This is a genomic window from Pseudomonas sp. NFR09 (assembly GCF_900111535.1).
Classification (GTDB): domain Bacteria; phylum Pseudomonadota; class Gammaproteobacteria; order Pseudomonadales; family Pseudomonadaceae; genus Aquipseudomonas; species Aquipseudomonas extremorientalis.
Map to the genome: position 1 here is coordinate 318,879 of NZ_FOIH01000001.1, position 19,151 is coordinate 338,029.

Annotated in this window: 19 protein-coding genes; 8 read left to right on the top strand and 11 right to left on the bottom strand. The window is 62.1% G+C overall.

Features of this window, described 5'->3' with window-relative positions:
- Positions 1-89: 89 nt before the first annotated feature.
- From BMX59_RS01505 to BMX59_RS01530, 6 genes are all read left to right on the top strand, one after another.
- A complete protein-coding gene (locus BMX59_RS01505) occupies positions 90-836 on the top strand; it encodes an amino acid ABC transporter permease (protein ID WP_071488705.1) in 747 nt (248 codons plus the stop codon).
- Complete coding sequence (locus tag BMX59_RS01510; RefSeq protein WP_071488704.1) at positions 836-1,507, top strand: amino acid ABC transporter permease; 672 nt, start codon at positions 836-838, stop codon at positions 1,505-1,507. The genes BMX59_RS01505 and BMX59_RS01510 overlap by 1 nt, the downstream gene beginning before the upstream one ends.
- Positions 1,504-2,238 carry an amino acid ABC transporter ATP-binding protein gene (locus BMX59_RS01515; protein ID WP_071488703.1) on the top strand — a complete coding sequence of 245 codons (735 nt, stop codon included), beginning with the start codon at positions 1,504-1,506 and terminating at the stop codon, positions 2,236-2,238. The genes BMX59_RS01510 and BMX59_RS01515 overlap by 4 nt, the downstream gene beginning before the upstream one ends.
- A gap of 217 nt (positions 2,239-2,455) precedes the next feature.
- Positions 2,456-4,357 (top strand): two-component sensor histidine kinase AauS, encoded by a 1,902-nt coding sequence (locus BMX59_RS01520; RefSeq protein ID WP_071488702.1) that lies wholly within the window; start codon positions 2,456-2,458, stop codon positions 4,355-4,357.
- The gene (locus BMX59_RS01525; RefSeq protein ID WP_092241046.1) at positions 4,354-5,703 is read left to right on the top strand and encodes a two-component response regulator AauR; all 1,350 of its coding nucleotides are present in this window, start codon (positions 4,354-4,356) and stop codon (positions 5,701-5,703) included. The genes BMX59_RS01520 and BMX59_RS01525 overlap by 4 nt, the downstream gene beginning before the upstream one ends.
- Positions 5,703-6,041 (top strand): GlpM family protein, encoded by a 339-nt coding sequence (locus BMX59_RS01530; protein WP_071488700.1) that lies wholly within the window; start codon positions 5,703-5,705, stop codon positions 6,039-6,041. Before BMX59_RS01525 ends, BMX59_RS01530 begins: the two co-directional genes overlap by 1 nt.
- Positions 6,042-6,164: 123 nt before the next feature.
- On the opposite strand, the gene BMX59_RS01535 is transcribed toward BMX59_RS01530, so the two are convergent.
- The 6 genes from BMX59_RS01535 to BMX59_RS01560 are packed head-to-tail and all read right to left on the bottom strand — an operon-like array spanning position 6,165 to position 13,440.
- Complete coding sequence (locus BMX59_RS01535) at positions 6,165-7,562, bottom strand: sigma-54-dependent transcriptional regulator (protein ID WP_093119450.1); 1,398 nt, start codon at positions 7,560-7,562, stop codon at positions 6,165-6,167.
- Positions 7,552-9,321: a sensor histidine kinase gene (locus BMX59_RS01540; RefSeq protein ID WP_071488698.1), complete on the bottom strand. Its 1,770-nt coding sequence runs from the start codon at positions 9,319-9,321 to the stop codon at positions 7,552-7,554. The genes BMX59_RS01535 and BMX59_RS01540 overlap by 11 nt, the downstream gene beginning before the upstream one ends.
- Entirely contained in the window at positions 9,321-10,445 is a 1,125-nt protein-coding gene (locus BMX59_RS01545; protein WP_093119453.1) for a GNAT family N-acetyltransferase, read from the bottom strand. Before BMX59_RS01545 ends, BMX59_RS01540 begins: the two co-directional genes overlap by 1 nt.
- A 13-nt stretch (positions 10,446-10,458) precedes the next feature.
- Entirely contained in the window at positions 10,459-11,358 is a 900-nt protein-coding gene (locus BMX59_RS01550) for an alpha/beta hydrolase (protein WP_093119456.1), read from the bottom strand.
- The gene (locus BMX59_RS01555; protein WP_093119459.1) at positions 11,355-12,749 is read right to left on the bottom strand and encodes an aspartate aminotransferase family protein; all 1,395 of its coding nucleotides are present in this window, start codon (positions 12,747-12,749) and stop codon (positions 11,355-11,357) included. The genes BMX59_RS01550 and BMX59_RS01555 overlap by 4 nt, the downstream gene beginning before the upstream one ends.
- Positions 12,742-13,440 carry an MtnX-like HAD-IB family phosphatase gene (locus BMX59_RS01560; RefSeq protein ID WP_071488694.1) on the bottom strand — a complete coding sequence of 233 codons (699 nt, stop codon included), beginning with the start codon at positions 13,438-13,440 and terminating at the stop codon, positions 12,742-12,744. The genes BMX59_RS01555 and BMX59_RS01560 overlap by 8 nt, the downstream gene beginning before the upstream one ends.
- 226 nt (positions 13,441-13,666) lie before the next feature.
- Here BMX59_RS01560 and BMX59_RS01565 point away from each other — a divergent pair, with 226 nt between their 5' ends.
- Positions 13,667-14,437 (top strand): MipA/OmpV family protein, encoded by a 771-nt coding sequence (locus BMX59_RS01565; RefSeq protein ID WP_092241040.1) that lies wholly within the window; start codon positions 13,667-13,669, stop codon positions 14,435-14,437.
- Positions 14,438-14,492: 55 nt separating this feature from the next.
- Positions 14,493-15,359: a fatty acid desaturase family protein gene (locus BMX59_RS01570; RefSeq protein ID WP_092241038.1), complete on the top strand. Its 867-nt coding sequence runs from the start codon at positions 14,493-14,495 to the stop codon at positions 15,357-15,359.
- A gap of 4 nt (positions 15,360-15,363) precedes the next feature.
- Here the strand turns inward: BMX59_RS01570 and BMX59_RS01575 are convergent, their stop codons facing one another.
- From BMX59_RS01575 to BMX59_RS01595, 5 genes are all read right to left on the bottom strand, one after another.
- On the bottom strand, positions 15,364-15,768 hold the full coding sequence (locus BMX59_RS01575) for a DMT family transporter (RefSeq protein WP_093119465.1): 405 nt from the start codon (positions 15,766-15,768) through the stop codon (positions 15,364-15,366).
- Positions 15,765-16,145, bottom strand: coding sequence for a DMT family transporter (locus tag BMX59_RS01580; RefSeq protein WP_093119468.1), 381 nt, complete (start codon positions 16,143-16,145; stop codon positions 15,765-15,767). The genes BMX59_RS01575 and BMX59_RS01580 overlap by 4 nt, the downstream gene beginning before the upstream one ends.
- Positions 16,142-17,062: an arginase family protein gene (locus BMX59_RS01585; protein WP_093119471.1), complete on the bottom strand. Its 921-nt coding sequence runs from the start codon at positions 17,060-17,062 to the stop codon at positions 16,142-16,144. The genes BMX59_RS01580 and BMX59_RS01585 overlap by 4 nt, the downstream gene beginning before the upstream one ends.
- A 186-nt stretch (positions 17,063-17,248) precedes the next feature.
- Positions 17,249-17,902, bottom strand: a complete 654-nt coding sequence (locus tag BMX59_RS01590) for a DsbA family oxidoreductase (protein WP_092241034.1) — start codon at positions 17,900-17,902, stop codon at positions 17,249-17,251.
- A gap of 55 nt (positions 17,903-17,957) precedes the next feature.
- A complete protein-coding gene (locus tag BMX59_RS01595; RefSeq protein WP_093119475.1) occupies positions 17,958-18,977 on the bottom strand; it encodes an alpha/beta fold hydrolase in 1,020 nt (339 codons plus the stop codon).
- Positions 18,978-19,151: the final 174 nt, after the last annotated feature.

Sequence of the window (19,151 nt, forward strand, 5' to 3'; positions counted from 1 at the left end):
TCGCGTGTGCCTGGCGTTCATCGCCAGGCGGGAAAGGATCTTCCCCAAGCGGGTGCTTGTACATCGATCGATCTCGAGGGGAGACCCTAATGAATTACAACTGGGACTGGGGCGTGTTCTTCAAGTCCACTGGCGTGGGCAGCGAGACTTATCTCGACTGGTACATCGCCGGCTTGGGCTGGACCATCGCCATCGCTGTCGTGGCATGGATTATCGCCTTGCTGCTGGGGTCCATTCTGGGCGTCATGCGCACCGTGCCAAACCGCATCGTAGCGGGCATCGCGACCTGCTACGTGGAACTGTTTCGTAACGTGCCGCTGCTGGTTCAGCTGTTCATCTGGTACTTCCTGGTACCCGACATGCTGCCGCAGAACCTGCAGGACTGGTACAAACAGGACCTCAACCCGACCACCTCGGCCTACCTGAGCGTTGTCGTGTGCCTGGGCCTGTTCACCGCCGCCCGTGTGTGCGAGCAAGTGCGTACCGGCATCCAGGCGCTGCCACGCGGCCAGGAATCCGCTGCACGCGCCATGGGCTTCAAGCTGCCGCAGATCTACTGGAACGTGCTGCTGCCCCAGGCCTACCGGATCATCATTCCGCCGCTTACCTCGGAATTCCTCAACGTCTTCAAGAACTCCTCCGTGGCGTCCCTGATCGGCCTGATGGAACTGCTGGCGCAAACCAAACAGACCGCCGAGTTCTCGGCCAACCTGTTTGAAGCCTTCACCCTGGCCACGCTGATCTACTTCACCCTGAACATGAGCCTGATGTTGCTGATGCGCGTGGTCGAGAAGAAAGTCGCAGTGCCCGGCCTGATCTCCGTGGGGGGTAAATAATGGACTTCGATTTCAGCGGCATCATCCCCGCCATCCCGGGCCTGTGGAACGGCATGGTCATGACCCTGCAGTTGATGGTCATGGGCGTGGTCGGCGGTATCGCGCTGGGTACGGTCCTGGCGCTGATGCGCCTGTCGTCCAGCAAACTGCTGTCGCGCGTTGCCGGCGCTTATGTGAACTACTTCCGCTCGATCCCGCTGCTGCTGGTGATCACCTGGTTCTACCTGGCGGTGCCGTTCGTATTGCGCTGGATCACCGGCGAAGACACCCCGATCGGCGCGTTCACCTCCTGCGTCGTGGCGTTCATGATGTTCGAAGCCGCGTACTTCTGTGAAATCGTGCGGGCCGGCGTGCAGTCGATCCCCAAGGGCCAGATGGCGGCTGCACAGGCCATGGGCATGACCTACGGCCAGACGATGCGCCTGATCATCCTGCCCCAGGCGTTCCGCAAGATGACCCCGTTGCTGCTGCAACAGTCGATCATCCTGTTCCAGGACACCTCGCTGGTCTACACCGTGGGCCTGGTGGATTTCCTCAACTCCGCCCGTTCCAACGGCGACATCATCGGCCGCTCCAATGAGTTCCTGGTTTTCGCCGGTGTCGTCTACTTCATCATCAGCTTTTCCGCCTCGCTGCTGGTCAAGCGTCTGCAAAAAAGGTTTGCCGTATGATCTCTATCAAGAACATCAACAAGTGGTATGGCGACTTCCAGGTGCTGACCGATTGCAGCACCGAGGTTAAAAAAGGCGAAGTGATCGTGGTGTGCGGGCCGTCCGGCTCGGGTAAATCCACCCTGATCAAGTGCGTCAACGCGCTGGAACCGTTCCAGAAGGGCGACATCGTGGTCGACGGCACGTCCATCGCCGACCCGAAGACCAACCTGCCGCAGCTGCGCTCGCGCGTCGGCATGGTGTTCCAGCACTTCGAACTGTTCCCGCACCTGACCATCACCGAAAACCTGACCATCGCGCAGATCAAGGTGCTGGGCCGCAGCAAGGAAGAAGCCACCAAGAAAGGCCTGCAACTGCTCGAGCGCGTCGGCCTGTCGGCACATGCGCACAAGCACCCGGGCCAGCTCTCCGGCGGCCAGCAACAACGTGTGGCGATTGCCCGCGCCCTGGCCATGGACCCGATCGTCATGCTGTTCGACGAACCGACCTCGGCGCTGGACCCGGAAATGGTCAACGAAGTGCTCGACGTGATGGTGCAACTGGCCCAGGAAGGCATGACCATGATGTGCGTGACCCACGAAATGGGCTTCGCCCGCAAAGTGGCCGATCGCGTGATCTTCATGGACGCCGGCAAGATCATCGAAGACTGCCCGAAAGAAGAGTTCTTCGGCGACATCAGCGCCCGCTCCGAACGCGCGCAGCACTTCCTCGAGAAAATCCTGCAGCACTAAGAAGCAACTCGCTGCTCTGTCTGTGAAGACGGGCTTGTTGTGGCGAGCGGGCTTGCCCCGCGTCGGGCTGCGCAGCAGCCCCGGTACTGAAAAATGCCGTGTATCAGGCATCTCTCAGTACCTGATTTTGGGGCTGCTGCGCAGCCCGACGCGGGGCAAGCCCGCTCGCCACAGAATAAGCACCATCAGCACAACTGGTTGACCCAAGGCATCTGTGATGAAATGCGACCCCAACCAATTTCGCGCCGCACCGCCATCACTTGCCGTGAAACCACGCCTGATCCGCCAACTGTTCCTGCCGCCACTGATCATCGCCCTGATGATCGGCCTGGGTTTCATCGGCTTCTGGGTCAGTGAGTACTACGGCATCCGCACCCTCAGCGACACTGGCGAACGCCAGTTGGAGTTGCATGCCCGCACCGTCGAAAGCGAGCTGAGCAAATACACCTACCTGCCCAGCCTGCTGGAACTGGAGTCCAGCGTCTCCACGCTGCTGGCCGACCCGAACCAGGAAACCCGCAAGACCGTCAACGATTACCTCGAAGGCCTGAACCGACGCAGTCGCAGTCGGGCAATCTACGTGATGGACACCACCGGCCGCGTGCTGGCCACCAGTAACTGGCGCGATGCCGACAGTTACCAGGGTGAAGACCTGTCCTTCCGCGCCTATTTCCAGAACGCCGTGCGGGGCCAGCCAGGTCGCTTCTACGGCATCGGCAGCACCAACGGCGAACCCGGCTACTACCTGGCCCACGGCCTGGAAGAGCATGGCAAGATCATCGGCGTCGCGGTGGTCAAGGTACGCCTCGAAGCCCTCGAAGAGCGCTGGCAACGCGCACGCCTCGAAGCGTTCGTGAGCGACGAAAACGGCATCATCATCCTCTCCAGTGACCCGGCCCGGCGCCTCAAGGCCGTGCGCCCGCTGAGCGATGACACCAAGGACCGCCTGGCCCACAGCCTGCAATATTACTGGGCGACGCTGAACGAGCTGGAGCCCCTGGCCCGCGAGCGCCTCAACGAAGGTACCGAAAAGCTGACCTTCCCAGCCAACAGCGAAGTGGTCAACGACGCCCACGAAGTCAGCTACCTGGCGCAGACCCGTCCGCTCAACGACACGCCGTGGAATTTCACCCTGCTCACTCCGCTCAACGACCTGCGCCGCGCCGCAATCAACCAGGGCATCCTGGTGGCCGTTGCGTTTGGCCTGGTGGCGTTTTTGCTGATTGCCTGGAACGAGCGACGCAAAGTCATCGCCACCCGCCTCGCCGCACGGGAAGCCTTGCAGGAAGCCAACAGCCAGTTGGAACGACGGATTGCCGAGCGCACCGCCGACCTGCGCGCCAGCAACGAACGGCTCAAGGGCCAGATCCGCGAACGGCGCCAGGCCGAAGAAACCCTGCGCCGTGCCCAGGATGAACTGGTGCAGGCCGGCAAACTGGCGGCCATCGGCCAGATGTCCACCAGCATCGCCCACGAATTGAATCAACCACTGGCCGCGCTGCGGACCCTGTCCGGCAACACCGTGCGTTTCCTGGAGCGCGGCGCCCTGGATACCGCCAGCGCCAACCTCAAGACCATCAATGAACTGATCGACCGCATGGGCCGTATCACGGCCAGCCTGCGCTCCTTCGCCCGTCGCGGAGACGACCAGGGCGAAGCCAGCCTGGCCAAAGCGGTAGACGCCGCGTTCCAGGTGCTCGGCGCACGCCTGGACAGCCTGCCACTGACCCTGCACCGCGACTTTTCCCACGCCCAATTGCAAATCGACCAGACGCGCCTGGAACAGATCCTGGTCAACCTGATCGGCAATGCCCTCGACGCCATGCAAGCCCAACCGGCGCCGCAATTGTGGCTGGAGGGCAGCAGCAGCGAGGGCAAATACCGCCTGCAAGTGCGCGACAATGGCCACGGCATCGATCCCGAGGCGCGCAAGCATTTGTTCGAACCGTTCTTCACCACCAAGCCCGGCGAGCAAGGCCTGGGCCTGGGCCTGACGCTGTCCGCCAGCCTCGCGGCGGCCACCGGCGGCAACCTCGCCGTGGAACACCCGGCCAGTGGTGGAACGGCCTTTGTCTTGTGCCTGCCGCTGGCGGGCACTCAACAAGCTGAGTCGACATGAATACAAACGCTACCGCCGTTAAAGAAGACCTCACCGTGCTGATCGTCGAAGACGACCCCCACGTGTTGCTCGGCTGCCAGCAAGCCCTGGCCCTGGAAGATATTCCCAGCGTCGGCGTGGGCAGTGCCGAAGAAGCCTTGAAGCGCATCGGCGAAAACTTCGCCGGCATCGTGATCAGCGATATCCGTTTGCCGGGCATCGACGGCCTGGAGCTGCTCACCCGCCTCAAGGCCCTGGATAAAAGCCTGCCGGTGGTGCTGATTACCGGGCACGGCGATATTTCCATGGCGGTCGGCGCGATGCGCAACGGCGCCTATGACTTCATGGAGAAACCCTTCTCCCCCGAACGGCTGGTCGACGTCGCCCGGCGCGCCCTGGAGCAGCGCGGGCTGGCGCGGGAAGTGTGGTCGCTGCGTCGGCAATTGGCCGAGCGCGATTCGCTGGAAGGCCGCATCATCGGCCGTTCGCCGGCCATGCAGAACCTGCGCGAACTGATCGCCAACGTCGCCGACACCTCGGCCAACGTACTGATCGAAGGCGAGACCGGCACCGGCAAGGAACTGGTCGCGCGCTGCCTGCATGATTTCAGCCGGCGTCACGCCCACCAGTTCGTCGCCCTCAATTGCGGCGGCCTGCCGGAGAACCTCTTCGAAAGCGAGATTTTCGGCCACGAAGCCAACGCCTTCACCGGTGCCGGCAAGCGCCGCATCGGCAAGATCGAACACGCCCACGAAGGCACGCTGTTCCTCGATGAAGTGGAAAGCATGCCGATCAACCTGCAGATCAAGTTGCTGCGGGTATTGCAGGAACGCACTCTGGAACGCCTGGGGTCGAACCAGAGTGTCGCAGTGGATTGCCGGGTGATCGCCGCCACCAAGTCCGACCTCGACGAACTGAGCCGCGCCAACCAGTTCCGCAGCGACCTGTACTACCGTCTCAACGTGGTGACCCTGGAACTGCCGCCCCTGCGCGAGCGTCGCGAAGACATCCTGCAACTGTTCGAACACTTCCTGCAGCAGTCATCCCTGCGTTTCGACCGCACCGCGCCGGAGCTGGACAACCAGACCCTGTCGAGCCTGATGAGCCACGACTGGCCGGGCAACGTGCGCGAATTGCGCAACGTCGCCGAACGCTTCGCCCTCGGCCTGCCCGCCTTCAAAAAAAGCGGCGCCGGCAGCGGCGGCCAGGGGCTGGCCTTTACCGAGGCAGTGGAGGCCTTCGAACGCAACCTGCTCAACGATGCACTGCAACGCAGCGGCGGCAACCTGACCCAGGCCAGCCAGGAACTGGGGATGGCCAAGACCACGCTGTTCGACAAGGTCAAGAAGTACGGGTTGAGTCACTGATGGACTTGCTATTGAAGGCCGCCCTTGGCGCGGCAGTAGTGCTGATTCTGGCGGCGCTGGCCAAGACCAAAAACTATTACATCGCAGGGCTGGTGCCGCTGTTTCCGACCTTTGCGTTGATCGCCCACTACATCGTCGGCAAAGGGCGCTCGGTAGACGACTTGAAGACCACGATCCTGTTCGGGATGTGGTCGATCATTCCGTATTTTGTGTACCTGGCGACCTTGTATGTGATGGTCGATCGGATGCGGCTGGAAGCGTCACTGGCCGTGGCTGCCGTGGCGTGGTTGATGGCCGCGACGGTGCTGGTGAGCATCTGGGTACGCGTCCACACCTGACCCAACACGGTCAAAACTGTGGGAGGGGGCTTGCCCCCGATGGCGGTGTATCAGATACAGAAAAGCTGTCTGACCCACTGCAATCGGGGGCAAGCCCCCTCCCACATTTTTATCCCGGTTGAGTCAGCGGACGATCTTGTCGACCTGAATACCCAGCTTCTTCAGGCGATACCAGAAGCTGCGCTCGGAAATACCGATCTTCGCCGCCGCTGCGGCCTGCACCCCGTTGCTCTCCTGCAACGCTGCCAGAATATAGGCCTTCTCCACCTCTGCCAGCGCCGCATCCAGGTCCTGGGGAATGCCCGGCCCATCGCTGAGGATCGCCGTCACACCGCCCTCGCTCGGTTTGGATGCAAACAGGTAACCCGGCAGGTCGATATCCTCGATTACCGGTGAGGCCGCCACGATGGTCGCGCGCTCCACGCAGTTCTGCAGTTCACGGATATTGCCCGGCCAGTGATACGCCGCCATGGCCTGCAAGGCTTCCGGGCTGAAGCCAGTGATACGTTTGCCGGCGGTGGCACTCAGGGTGTGGGCGAAGTGGCGGGCCAACGGCGCGATGTCTTCCACTCGCTCGCGCAAGGCCGGCAATGGGATCGGGAACACGTTGAGGCGGTAATACAGGTCTTCGCGAAACTCTTTGTTGGCCACCGCGTCCAGCAAATTCTTGTTGGTGGCGGCAATCACCCGCACGTCCACCTTGCGCTCGCGCGGGTCGCCCACCGGTTCGATCACCCGCTCCTGCAATGCACGCAGGATCTTCGCCTGCAACGCCAACGGCATGTCGCCCACTTCGTCGAGAAACAACGTGCCCTTGTCGGCCTGCTGGAAGCGCCCTACCCGGTCGGCCACGGCGCCGGTAAACGCGCCTTTGCGATGGCCGAACATTTCGCTTTCCAGCAGCCCTTCCGGGATCGCCGCACAGTTGACCGCCACGAACGGCTGGTCGGCACGGCTGCCGTGTTTGTGGATGGCGCGGGCGACCATTTCCTTGCCGGTGCCGCTTTCGCCGGTGAGCAGGATGGTGGCGCTGCTGTCGCGCACCGAGTCCACCGCCTGCAGCACTTTGCGAAACGCCGGGCTGTCGCCGACCAGGCTGTCGAACTGTGCATGCTCGTCCAGTTCGGCGCGCAGGCGCGCGTTGTCGCGCATGATGTCGCGAAACTGCAGGGCCTTGGCCACGGTGATGTCCAGCTCGTCGATATCGAACGGCTTGGCGATGTAGTCGTAGGCACCATTGCGCATCGACTGCACGGCGTTTTTCACGGTGCTGTAGGCAGTCATCACGATCACCGGCACGTGGGGGTAACGCACCTTGATCTCGGCCAGCAGCGCCGGCCCGTCCATGCCTGGCATGCGCCAATCGCTGATCACCAGGTCGATGTCTTCCTGCTCCAGCACCTTGAGCGCGTGCAGGCCGTTGCCGGCGATGAACACCTGCACGTTGTTCTGGCTCAGGGCCGACGCCAGCAGGTCGCAGAGCTTGGGTTCGTCGTCGACTACCAGAATGTTATGCGTCATGACTGTCCTCGTCGTCTTCGCCCATCGCCGGAATGTACAGGCTGAACGTGGCGCCGGCATCTTTTTCACTGGCGCATTCGATGCTGCCGTCGTGACTTTCCATGATCGAATAGACTTTGGCCAGGCCCAGCCCGGTGCCCGAGGCCTTGGTGGTGACGAACGGGGTAAAGATACGTTCGATCATGTCCGCCGGAATGCCCTGGCCGGTGTCGGCGATGCTGATCACTGTGTTGTCGTCCACCGAGCGAATGCCCAACGTCAGCCGCCCGCCTTCGGGCATCGCGTCGACGGCATTGAGAATCAGGTTGAGACACGCCTGCTTGAGCTGCTTGGCGTCGGCATAGATGGTCGCTCCCGGCGCCTGGTCATCGACATGCGCATCGATCGCATGGGTGGCCAGTTCCGGCGCGCAAAAGCCGAGGATCTCGTCCACCAGCGCGCGCGCCGGTTGCAACACGCGCAGTGGCGGGTTGGGCTTGGCGAAGTCGAGGAACTCGGTGATCAGGTCGTTGATGCGGCTGACCTCACTGACCACGTATTCCAGGTGACGCTTGTCGGTTTCCGGCAGATCGGCACGCCGATGCAACAGTTGCGTGGCTGTCTTGATGATGCCCAGCGGGTTGCGGATCTCGTGGGCCAGGCCCATGGCGACTTCGCCCAGGGCGTGCAGGCGATCGCGTCGGCGCAACTGGGCCTCGAGGTAATGCAACTCGCCCAGGCGCTCGGTCATATGGTTGAAGGTGCTGCTCAACTGCGCCAGCTCATCGCCGCCGCTGACCGGCACACGGTGTTCGTAGTGACCCGAAATCACCGCGTCCACACCTTGGGACAGGTCGCGCAGCGGTTTGGTCAGGCGCCGCGACACCAGCACCCCGGCCGCCAGCGACAAGGCCGAGCTAAGCAGGAAGATCAGCACGAACAGGTTGCTCTGGTTGACCAGCCCGACCAGGCTGGTGTGGCGCAGCAGACCGCTGAAAATCACACCCTGCAAATCCCCCGCATCATTGAAGATCGGCCAGTACAGCCCGCTGTAGTTGTTGGTGAACTGCTCGCTGGGCTGGCGGGTGCTGCGCATCGCCGCTTCGACGCTCTTGGGGATGCGCGAGGGGTGATCCACGAAGCGCTGGGTCGAGAAGATCTCGGAAAAACCGTCGGGGTTGGCCAGGTACAGGCGCAGGTCGAGGGAATGCACATCGGCCACGCTGGTGAGGAAACTGCTGTCCAGGTAGGTGGCGACCAGCAACAGGTAGTCGACACCGTCACGGCTGGTTTCGAAGGTCGACACCACCAGGCCGGTATTCACCCCGGCCACCTGCACGGTCTGCAACACCGCGTTGCTGGTCAGGTTGATCTGTTTGACGATGTCATCGGAGGCGGTGCTGAATTCGACCTTGTGGTCGCTGGCGCGAATCAGCGCCACCACGTCGATGTCGGTAGCGTCGGCAATGTCGGCGGTCAGGCGGTCGTGCTTGGCGGCTTGCCGGCTTGACGGGGGGCTGGTGTAGCGCAGGAACAATTTGGCCATGCGCGCGTTGTCGTGAAGGATGTCGCCGATTTCGTCCTTGACGATCTTGGTCGACTCCTGCAGCCAGATGCGCACATTGCTGTCGAAGATCTGCGACAGCGTGGTCGCGGCCAGCTCGGCCGCGATCATGGTAGGAATCACGCTGACCAACCAGAACGCCAGCACCAGCTTGCGCTGGACGCTCCAGCGCGAAATGGCAAAGGGGCGGGCTTTCTGGCGGGTCTTGGTGATCATCAGGTTTCGCTTATCGCAGCAGCCATGGCAGGGTCGGAACGGTCCGGTCGAATAAACAGTTTTACAAGCTTGAGCAGGCCGTTGACCAGCCGGTTGCGGTGACGGAAAAACACACTGTTGCCCTGGAACTCGCAGCCCAGGCGCAGCTTACTGGCATACCCGGCCTGGCCGCACTCATACACGGCAATATTGTGTTGAATACAGTAGTCGACATTGGTCAGCCAGCTGCGGAAGTACAGGTTGTAGTCGCGGGTGAACGCCACGTCATGCCCGAAAAACTTGTCCACCAGCCGGTGTTGGTCGACCAGCACCAGGTTGAACGCCACCAGTTGCTCGTCCACCCAGTAAAGAACACAGACCGCGCGCTCATCCAGGCGTTCGAGCACACCGGTGAAGTAACCGGAGGGCAGCCGTTCGAACTGCAACTCGGCACGCGTGAGCGTGGCCTCGTACAAGCGCATCACCTCGGGCAGCACGTCGTCGATATTGCGCCGCCACTCCACCCGCGGCCCCGGCGCACGCAGCTTGCGGCGCAGGTCCTTGCGCGTGGATTTGCCCAGCGAACCCAGGTAGGCATCCACCGAGCCGTACGGCAGCGGCAACACACCAGTGGGCAAGCTCGGCATGCTCTGGAAGCCTGCCGCGCGGCAGCTCTGGAGCCAATGCGGGTCCTTGCTCGGCGCATCCTTGACCGCCACCAGGCCGATGCCGAAGTCATCGGCATCCTGGCGGGCGGCGCCCAGCAGGTGCTTGAGCAACAGCGGACGCTGGGCGTCCGGCACGCTGCTGGCGAAACCCACGTCGCAGCGTTCGGCCACCGGCGATCCGAGGGCATACAGCCCCAGCTGCAAAAGCCCCGGCCACAATCGCTCGACACGTTCGGTCAAGCGCTTGCCGGCGCCCGACACCGTGGTGTCGAGGCGATAATGCGTGATGAACGCGGCCGCCACGGCCACCAGCGTTCCATCTTGATAAACCGCGAGATAACGCCACTGGAAATCATCAATGGCGGCGTTTTCCACGGCGACGTAATAGTCCCAGTCCTCCAGGGCACCCGGGAAACAGTCGTTCCAGGCACTGCGCTGGATAGCCCGGATGGTCGGGAAGGCTTGGGCGGTGATCACATCGTGTCCTTTGTCAGAGTCTATGGCCGAGAGTGGGCTTGCTGTATCGAGTGGGCTCGCCACAAAGTGAACTGGCGCCCATGGCGGAGGTGTGTTGTTCGATGAAATCGGCGCTCAACTCGATCACCCGGCGGTATTGCAGGTCGACGGTGATCATGTGGTAGCAGTTGTCCAGCAGGATCTTGGTCACCGGCCCGCCGAGGTGGCGTTCCACGTAATCGGCGTTCCAGCGGCTGGTGATGTCGTCCTCGATGGAGTGCAATACCAGCGCCGGTACGTTGATCGACGGCATGCGTTTCTTGACCACGGCGTTCATCCAGTGCAATTCACGCACCGTCACGCCCTCCATCGTCAACAGGCCCGCCTCGCTGCTTTCGCCTTCCTTCATCTGCCGTTCAACGATGGCGCGCAGGCGTTCATTCTTGATGCCGTAGGGCGGCTTCTCGGTAAAGCGGAACAGGCGCACGCCGAACGGGATACGGATGAGCAACGGCGTGATAAACGCCATTTTGTTGATGCTCCACCCGTCGTACTTGAGCGTGGTGGAATACATCAGCAAACCGGCCACCTGGCCCGGATGCTCCGACGCCAGGTACATCGACATCACGGCGCCCATCGACAAGCCGCCGACAAACACCTGCGCGTGGCGTTGCTTCACGCCCACGAAGGTCTTGCGCACGCCTTCGTACCAGTCCATCCAGCCCGTGGCCTGCAGGTCGCTGTTGTCACCGCAGTGCCCGGCCAGGGTGGGCACGTACACCGTGCAATTGCCCACCTTGGCCAGGCCCTTGGCGACCTGGCGCAACTCCGTCGGGGTGCCGGTCAGGCCGTGGATCAACAGGATCCCGACCGGACCGTCACCGAGAACGAAACCGGCATCACCTTCACCGAGGTCGATCCCGACGCTGTTCACCGGTTGGTCGCCCGCACCAGCAGTTGCTCGAGCAGCTTCAGGCCCAGCTCGATTTCCGGGTAGCTGATTTCCAGGGACGGTGCCAGGGTGATCACGTTCTTGTAGTAGCCGCCCACATCGAGGATCAGCCCGAGTTTCTGGCCGTCCACCACCATGTCGCCCTTCATGCCTTCTTCGACCATGTAGTCCAGGGTCGCCTTGTCCGGTGTAAAACCATCCGGGGCGCAGATTTCGCAGCGCAGCGCCAGGCCCAGGCCGTCGACATCGCCAATGATCGGGAAACGTTTCTGCAGGTCCTGCAGGCCTTCGAGGAAGAACTTGCCCTTGGCCATGACCATCGCGCCGTAGTCGATCTCGTTGGTCATCTTGAACATTTCCAGGCCTACCGCCGTGCCCAACGGGTTGGAGGCGAAGGTGGAGTGGGTCGAACCTGGCGGGAAGATCTTCGGGTTGATCAACTCTTCACGGGCCCAGATGCCGCCCAGTGGGTTGAGGCCGTTGGTCAGCGCCTTGCCGAACACGATCACATCCGGCTGCACGTCAAAGTGTTCGATCGACCACAGTTTGCCGGTGCGGTAAAAGCCCATCTGGATCTCGTCGGAGACCATCAGGATGCCGTGTTGATCCAGCACGTGCTTCAACTCGCGGTAGAAGTTCATCGGCGGGATCACGTAGCCGCCGGTGCCCTGGATCGGCTCGACGTAGAACGCGGCGTATTCGCTGGAGCCGACTTTCGGGTCCCACACCCCGTTGTATTCAGTCTCGAACAGGCGGGCGAATTGCTGCACGCAGTGGCTGCCGTATTCTTCCTTGGTCATGCCTTTGGGGCCACGGAAGTGGTACGGGAACGGGATGAACTGCGCGCGCTCGCCGAAGTGGCCGTAGCGGCGACGGTAGCGGTAGCTGGAGGTGATCGACGAAGCACCCAGGGTGCGCCCGTGGTAGCCGCCCTCGAAGGCGAACATCAGGCTCTTGCCGTTGGTGGCGTTACGCACCACTTTCAGGGAGTCTTCGATGGACTGCGAACCGCCCACGTTGAAGTGCACGCGACCGTCGAGGCCGAATTTCTTCTTGGCGTCGACCGCGATCATTTCCGACAGCTCGATCTTGCCCTTGTGCAGGTACTGGCTGGCGATTTGCGGCAGCGTGTCGATCTGCTGTTTCAACGCGTTGTTCAGGCGCGGGTTGGCGTAGCCGAAGTTGACCGCCGAGTACCACATTTGCAGGTCGAGATAGGCCTGGTCTTCGGTGTCCCACACGTAGGAGCCTTCGCAACGGCTGAAAATACGCGGCGGCTCGATGTAGTGAACGGTGTCGCCGTAGGAGCAATACTTGGCTTCTTTGTACAGAAGGATCTGGTCTTCGGCGGTAGCGATACGGATATCAGACATGATGGAAGAGTTCCTGGTTGTCAGCAGTAAAGGTGGTGGCGTTGGCGGCGATGCCCTGAGGCAGCAGGGCCAGCAATGCAGGCAGTTCGGCAAAGGTGTCGAAGCGTGCGTGAGGAATGTCGTTGGCTTCGCAGTACTTGGCGAGGCTGCCCTTGGCGAACACGAAGTCGGCGGTGGAGGCCACGCACATATCGGACTTGCCGTCGCCGATCACCAGCACGCGCTTGTTGCGTGGGGTGGACTTGCACTTGCAGTTGCCGGAAGCGGCACGGCAGGCGTCGCTGGCATACGGGAAATCGATGCGCCAGCTGTTCTGGTCGACCTGGCGCAGGCGGTTGGCAAGGATCGGCAGCAAGGTCACGTAGTTGCGCGACAGGATGCGGGCAATGCCCTGCTCGATGCCGTCGCTGACCACTTCGATGGTCGCACCCAGTCCCATGACGTGGTCGACGAAGTCGGGGAAGTCCGGGTCGATCTCGACGCTGTCGAAGTACGCCAGCAGCTCGGAAGGTGTGGCCTTGATCAGCGCCAGTTGGCGGCTCAGGCATTCGCGTGAACCGATATGCCCATCCAGCCATTCCTGTTCGATGGTTTCCCACTCGGGGCCGGCGAAGCGTTGGAGGACGTTGTCGATGACATCGGTGGGGGTAATGGTCCCGTCGAAGTCACACACGATATGCCACTGGATCATCGTTGTTTACCTTGGAGGAGCGCGCTGTGTGCGCTTGCACCAGAGGTAGAGCAGGGACTGTGCCAACTGGCCACCACCCAGCAGGGCTGGGCCCCTGGCGCGTATCGAGGGCGGAATGTGTCGTCGAAGCTACAATTTTTGTAGCTTGCTACAAACAAGATGAGTGCTTGCGTGAAGCGGGCCCTTCGCGCGTTCATGCGCACGTAATCAATCAAGGAACCTGACCATGTACAGGATCACATGCGCTGCATTCGCCGGTTTGCTTGGCCTTTGGAGCTTTTCAAACGCTGCCCTGGCCGAAGGCATCACCGGTGAAGTGGGCGCAGGCATCAGTTATCAACCCCATGACCCCACCGCCAGCCGCTACGAAGTCCGCCCCGTGCCCTACCTGGACCTGGATTGGGGCAGCGTCAGCCTGGGCACCGATGACGGCTTGACCTGGAGCGCGCTCAACACCCACGGCTTTACCGCCGGCCCCTATATCAACTACCTGTCGGGGCGCACGTCCAATGGCGATCTGCAAGGCCTGCGCAATGTGTCGGACATGGCCGAGGTGGGTGGCTTCGTCCAGTACGCCCCGGCTGATTTCTGGCGGGTCTACGCGCAAGTGGGGCAAGCCGTGGGCGGTGGGCATTCGCAGAGTGGCGCCCTCGGCAAACTGGGCGGCGAACTGGGCTACCCGCTGGGCGGTGGGATCATCGGCAGCAGCGGGCTGGTCGCGCATTTTGCCGATGCACGCCAGACCAACACGTTTTTTGGCGTGGATGACAACGAAGCCGCTTCCACCGGCTTTCGTCCCTACAACGCCAGCGGTGGCTTCCAGAACCTGACACTGACCCAGAGTTTCGAATTTCCCCTGGCTGCCAACTGGTCCTTGCTGACCAGCGCCAGCTGGATTCACTTGGTGGGATCGGCCGCCAACAGCAGCATCGTCAAAGAGACCGGCGATGTGAACCAGGGCCAGGTGCAGACGGCCATCAGCTACAAGTTCGATTAGGTTGGTCTGGGGTTTGCAACAAGGTGCTGGAATCCACTTTTCCAGGACACTCTTCATGGCTCGCCCCGCTTACCGCCTGCTCCATCACTCGCTCTGGGACCTGGTGCCCATCGCCCTGGGCCTGGCGCATTTCGCGTTTGTCGTCTGGCTGGTTGCCGCCTTCCATCACCTGAGCTGGTGGGCCCTGGTGCCGCTGGCGCTGCTTTACGCAGTCAGCCTGTCGTGGAGCATCAACAGCATCTCCCACAACCAGATCCACAACGCCTACTTCACCCATCGCGCCATGAACCGGGCCTTCGACCTGCTGCTGTCGGTGACCATCGGTTTCTCCCAGACGCTCTATCGCGACATCCACAATCGCCACCACCGTGGCAACGCCGACCTGCCGGGGCCGGACGGTAAAACCATCGACCCACTGTCGATCTACCAGCGTGGCCACAACGGCCAGCCGGAAAACCCGTGGGCCTATACCTTCCTGAGTTTTTTCCGCGACGACCCCAAGCCCTTCTATGACGAGATGAAGCGCAAACGCCCGGCCGATGCGCGCTGGGTCAAGGTCGAGATCGGCGTGACCGTGGCGTTCTACATCGCGCTGGCGTTCTACAACTGGCAGGCGGTGCTGTGGCTGTTGCCGTTCTGGTACCTGGGCCAGTGCCTGTCATCGCTCAATGGCTACTACGAGCATTTCGGCGGCAACCCGGACCTGCCAATCGCCTGGGGCGTGAGTTCCTACAGCGTGTTGTACAACCTGATCTGGATGAACAACGGCTACCACGCCGAGCATCACTACCGGCCGAAGATGCACTGGACCCAGGTGAAGGCGTTTCATCGGGAGATTGCCGGGCAGCAGCGGGAGGCAGGGGTCAAAACACTTCCGGTGTCCCATGGTCTAGGGTTTTTGGTGGCACACCGCAAACCCTAGGCACTCAGTTTTCTTCGCCCTCTGCCAGGAGGGCGATACCACCGATAATCACCGCCACCCCCACCCAGTGCAGCGGGCTGATATGTTCCCCCAGCCCCAGCCACGAACCCAGCAACACCACCACGAACACCAGTGAGCTCAGCGGAAACGCCAGGGACAGGCTGCTGCGCCGCAGGATCAGCATCCATACGAAAAACGCGCCGATGTAGCTGGCAATCGCTGCCAGGATCCCTGGATTGCGCGCCACTTGCGCCAACCACTGCCAACTGAAATCCATCTGCCCCAGTTGATCCCCGGCCACTTTGGTAAACAACTGGCCAGCGCTTTCGGTGCAGATCAACAAGGCCCACAGCACCACCGTGCCGAGGCGCCCGTGCAACCATCCGTTATTCATAATCTGCGTACTCATGCCTGACTCCCCGCAATCGCTACCAACATCACGCCTAAAGTAATCACCAGCGTGCCCAACCAACGGCGCCGGCTGACGGTTTCGCCCAGCACCACCTTGCCCGCCAGCACCACGCCGCAATACGCCAGCGCGGCCGCCGGAAACAGCAGGCTCAGCGGCGCTCGGGACAACGCTTCAAGCCACACGAAAAATTCGACGGCATAGGCGCCGATCCCCGCCCACAGCAACGGCGCATTGAACACCTGGCCCCAGAACGCATTCAGGCGAAAACTGCCGTCCAACTCCGGCAAACGGTCCAGGCCGATCTTGAAACACAGCTGGCCGATCACATCGAGCACGATGGAAAACGCCACCAGCAACACCACGGTCAAGGTCACGGGAACAGCTCCTCAAACAGGTCAATCAGGGCTTCATTGGTCGCGGCATTGCGCTGCAGATCCTCAGGGCTCCAGCGCTCGGGCGGCGGCTGGTCGGACTTGGCTTCCCAACGCTTGAAGGCATTGCTGAACGCCGGCGTGGCGAACTCGCCGCACACGTCGATGCCGACGATGCGCTTGCGCGCCGCCAACGCCCGCAAGGCTTGCAGCAGGTGGGTCAGGCGCATGCCGCCCTGATCCCAATTGGTGGCGGCGTCTTCGCTGGCGAGTACGTCTTTGTCGAGGGTGATCCAGATTGCCTCGGTGGGCAGGCTGTCGATCATCTGCTCAAGGAACGCCGCCCAGTCCAGGTCGGCCAGGTTGCGCCAATGCAGGTGGTTTTCCCGCTGCTGGTGGCCAGCGCCGTCCCCTACCCGCCCCCAGACTTTGGAGGGCGCATGCTGCCAGGGAAACAGCTGCAATTGCCCGCGTTTGAGGGCACCGAGGTTGCCGCCGCGCAGTTGCGGGTTGTGCAGGTCGTCGCTGCACGGGCCGAGGGTGACGATGCGTTTGATCGCCGGCATTTTCAGCGCGCGATTGACCCACGAACCACAGTGACGCTTGGGCGCAAAGCGCACCCAGTCGGGGTGGTTGTCGAAGTGGATCAGGCTGATGGGCTCTTTCAAATCAGCCAGGAATGCCGGCGTGAGGTGGTGATAATCGCCGGAGCCGACAAACAGGATTTCCGGCCGTGCGTCGGAAGGCCGGGGTCGTTGGGCCAGGCGTTCGGCGAAGCGCTTCCAGGTTTTTTCGGTGGACCACAGGCGCAGCTTGGGGCCAAGGTCCAGCAGGTCGATACGATGGGCGCGCCCACTGGCCAGGCGCCGTGCAATCGGTGCCTGGCCGGTGAGGCTGTGGTCGAGGTCAAGAATGTTCAAGGCAGTGTCCCCTAAGGCTTTAAGGGGTCAATGCAAGGGACGGGCCAGCACCTGTCTCAAGACCAATGGAGAACAATGTGGGAGGGGGCTTGCCCCCGATAGCAGAGTGTCAGTCAACACATGTCTTAACTGAACCACCGCTATCGGGGGCAAGCCCCCCTCCCACATTTTGACCTGCGTTCGGCTTTAGCTTTTGGCTTCGCTGATGATCTGCCGGATCGCCCCCACAAAGGCTTCAGCCGGCTGACCACCACTGACGGCGTACTGGTCGTTGAACACGATGGTCGGCACCGAGGTCACGCCACGGGAGATCCACAGTTGTTCCTGTTCGCGGACTTCGGCGGCGTACTCGTCGCTGGCCAGAATCTCGGCCGCACGCTGGATATCCAGCCCGACGCTCTCGGCAATGATCGCCAGCGTCGCGTGGTCGGACGGGTCCTGCCGGTCGGTGAAATACGCCTTGAACAACGCTTCCTTGAGGTTGTATTGCAAGCCCTCCAGCCCGGCCCAATGCAACAGGCGGTGCGCGTCGAAGGTGTTGTAGATGCGGCTCTGGCCGTCAGTGCGGAAGGCGAAGCCCAACCCGGCGCCCATGTCGCGGATGCGCTCGCGGTTAGCCTGGGATTGCTCGGCGGTGGAGCCATATTTCTCGGTGATGTGCTCGACGATGTTCTGCCCTTCGGCGGGCATGTTCGGGTTCAGTTCGAACGGCTGGAAGTGGATCTCGGCTTGCACATCGGCGCCAAGCTGGTCGAGGGCTTCGGTCAGGCCGCGCAGGCCGATGATGCACCAGGGGCAGGACACATCGCTGACGAAATCGATTTTCAGGGGAGTACTCATGGCAGGCAACCTCGCTGGCAGTAATGCGCCGTAAAGGTTGCACGATACACCAATGTCACAACACCTTCGAAGGCTCGCCCAGGTCAATCTGCGCCCAGTGCGCCGCATCTTCCCGATGGGCCTGCAGGTACGGCAACACGGCCGTCAACAGGGGCGCCTTGAACGCTTCCTGGAACCGATGGGCCATGCCGGGAATCAGCTTCAACTGGCTGCCCTGGATATGCGCCGCCAGGTGCACGCCGTGCATCACCGGCAACAACGGGTCGGCCGTGCCGTGCACCACCAGGGTCGGCACGCGCAGTTGGTTGAGCAACGGCACGCGGCTCGGTTCGGCGAGGATCGCCATGATCTGGCGCTTCACGCCGTCCGGGTTGAAGGCGCGGTCGTAGGACAGCGCCGCCTGGTGCAACAGCGCCTGGCGATCATCCTTGACGTTCGGGCTGCCCAGTGCGGCGAGCAAGTCGGCCTGCTGCTCCAGGGCCACTTCACGATTCGGCGCGCTGCGTCGCGACAACAGCTGTACCAGCGCGGCATTCGGCGCCGGCAGGCCTGCGGCGCCGGAACTGGTCATGATCAGCGTGAGGCTTTCGACCCGCTGCGGCGCCATGGCGGCCAGGTGCTGGGCGATCATCCCGCCCATGCTCGCGCCGAGTACGTGGAATTGCTGGATCTGCAACGCGTCCATCAGGCCTATGGCGTCATCGGCCATGTCGGTCAAGGTATACGGAGCCGCCACCGGCAGGCCGAGTTTGTAGCGCAGCACTTCGAAGGTCAGGTTGGCATTGGCCGGAGCCTGGCGCCAGGTGGACAGGCCGACGTCTCGATTGTCATAGCGGATCACCCGGAACCCTTGCTGGCACAAGGCGACGACCACCTCGTCAGGCCAGTGGATCAACTGCCCGCCCAGGCCCATCACCAGCAGCAAGGCAGGGTCGGACGCACGGCCGATGCTCTGGTAGGCGATGCTCACCTGAGCCAGGTCGACCATTTGGGTCGGGACATTCACATCACATCGAGAAGCCGCAAAAGACGGCAGGCCGAACACTAAGGCGGCCAATAAAAACAACACACGCATGGAAAACACCGAAACGCAGAACCCCAGTAGAGCGCGAGTCTGATGAAGTTTGTTCAAGCGCGCTGCCACAGTTGCGTGACAGTTTGATGAAGAGTGCCCAGCGGTCGACACGATATGTATATGGCGCCGAGTACCGACGCTGACGAGCTCTAATCGGTTTTTCAAGCGATGGAG

What these genes read in the sequence shown, in the direction of transcription:
- BMX59_RS01505 (WP_071488705.1), top strand. Translation starts at nt 90, where the DNA reads ATGAATTACAACTGGGACTGGGGCGTGTTCTTCAAGTCCACTGGCGTG.
- BMX59_RS01510 (WP_071488704.1), top strand. Translation starts at nt 836, where the DNA reads ATGGACTTCGATTTCAGCGGCATCATCCCCGCCATCCCGGGCCTGTGG.
- BMX59_RS01515 (WP_071488703.1), top strand. Translation starts at nt 1,504, where the DNA reads ATGATCTCTATCAAGAACATCAACAAGTGGTATGGCGACTTCCAGGTG.
- BMX59_RS01520 (WP_071488702.1), top strand. Translation starts at nt 2,456, where the DNA reads ATGAAATGCGACCCCAACCAATTTCGCGCCGCACCGCCATCACTTGCC.
- BMX59_RS01525 (WP_092241046.1), top strand. Translation starts at nt 4,354, where the DNA reads ATGAATACAAACGCTACCGCCGTTAAAGAAGACCTCACCGTGCTGATC.
- BMX59_RS01530 (WP_071488700.1), top strand. Translation starts at nt 5,703, where the DNA reads ATGGACTTGCTATTGAAGGCCGCCCTTGGCGCGGCAGTAGTGCTGATT.
- BMX59_RS01535 (WP_093119450.1), bottom strand. Translation starts at nt 7,562, where the DNA reads ATGACGCATAACATTCTGGTAGTCGACGACGAACCCAAGCTCTGCGAC.
- BMX59_RS01540 (WP_071488698.1), bottom strand. Translation starts at nt 9,321, where the DNA reads ATGATCACCAAGACCCGCCAGAAAGCCCGCCCCTTTGCCATTTCGCGC.
- BMX59_RS01555 (WP_093119459.1), bottom strand. Translation starts at nt 12,749, where the DNA reads ATGTCTGATATCCGTATCGCTACCGCCGAAGACCAGATCCTTCTGTAC.
- BMX59_RS01560 (WP_071488694.1), bottom strand. Translation starts at nt 13,440, where the DNA reads ATGATCCAGTGGCATATCGTGTGTGACTTCGACGGGACCATTACCCCC.
- BMX59_RS01565 (WP_092241040.1), top strand. Translation starts at nt 13,667, where the DNA reads ATGTACAGGATCACATGCGCTGCATTCGCCGGTTTGCTTGGCCTTTGG.
- BMX59_RS01570 (WP_092241038.1), top strand. Translation starts at nt 14,493, where the DNA reads ATGGCTCGCCCCGCTTACCGCCTGCTCCATCACTCGCTCTGGGACCTG.
- BMX59_RS01575 (WP_093119465.1), bottom strand. Translation starts at nt 15,768, where the DNA reads ATGAGTACGCAGATTATGAATAACGGATGGTTGCACGGGCGCCTCGGC.
- BMX59_RS01590 (WP_092241034.1), bottom strand. Translation starts at nt 17,902, where the DNA reads ATGAGTACTCCCCTGAAAATCGATTTCGTCAGCGATGTGTCCTGCCCC.
- BMX59_RS01595 (WP_093119475.1), bottom strand. Translation starts at nt 18,977, where the DNA reads ATGCGTGTGTTGTTTTTATTGGCCGCCTTAGTGTTCGGCCTGCCGTCT.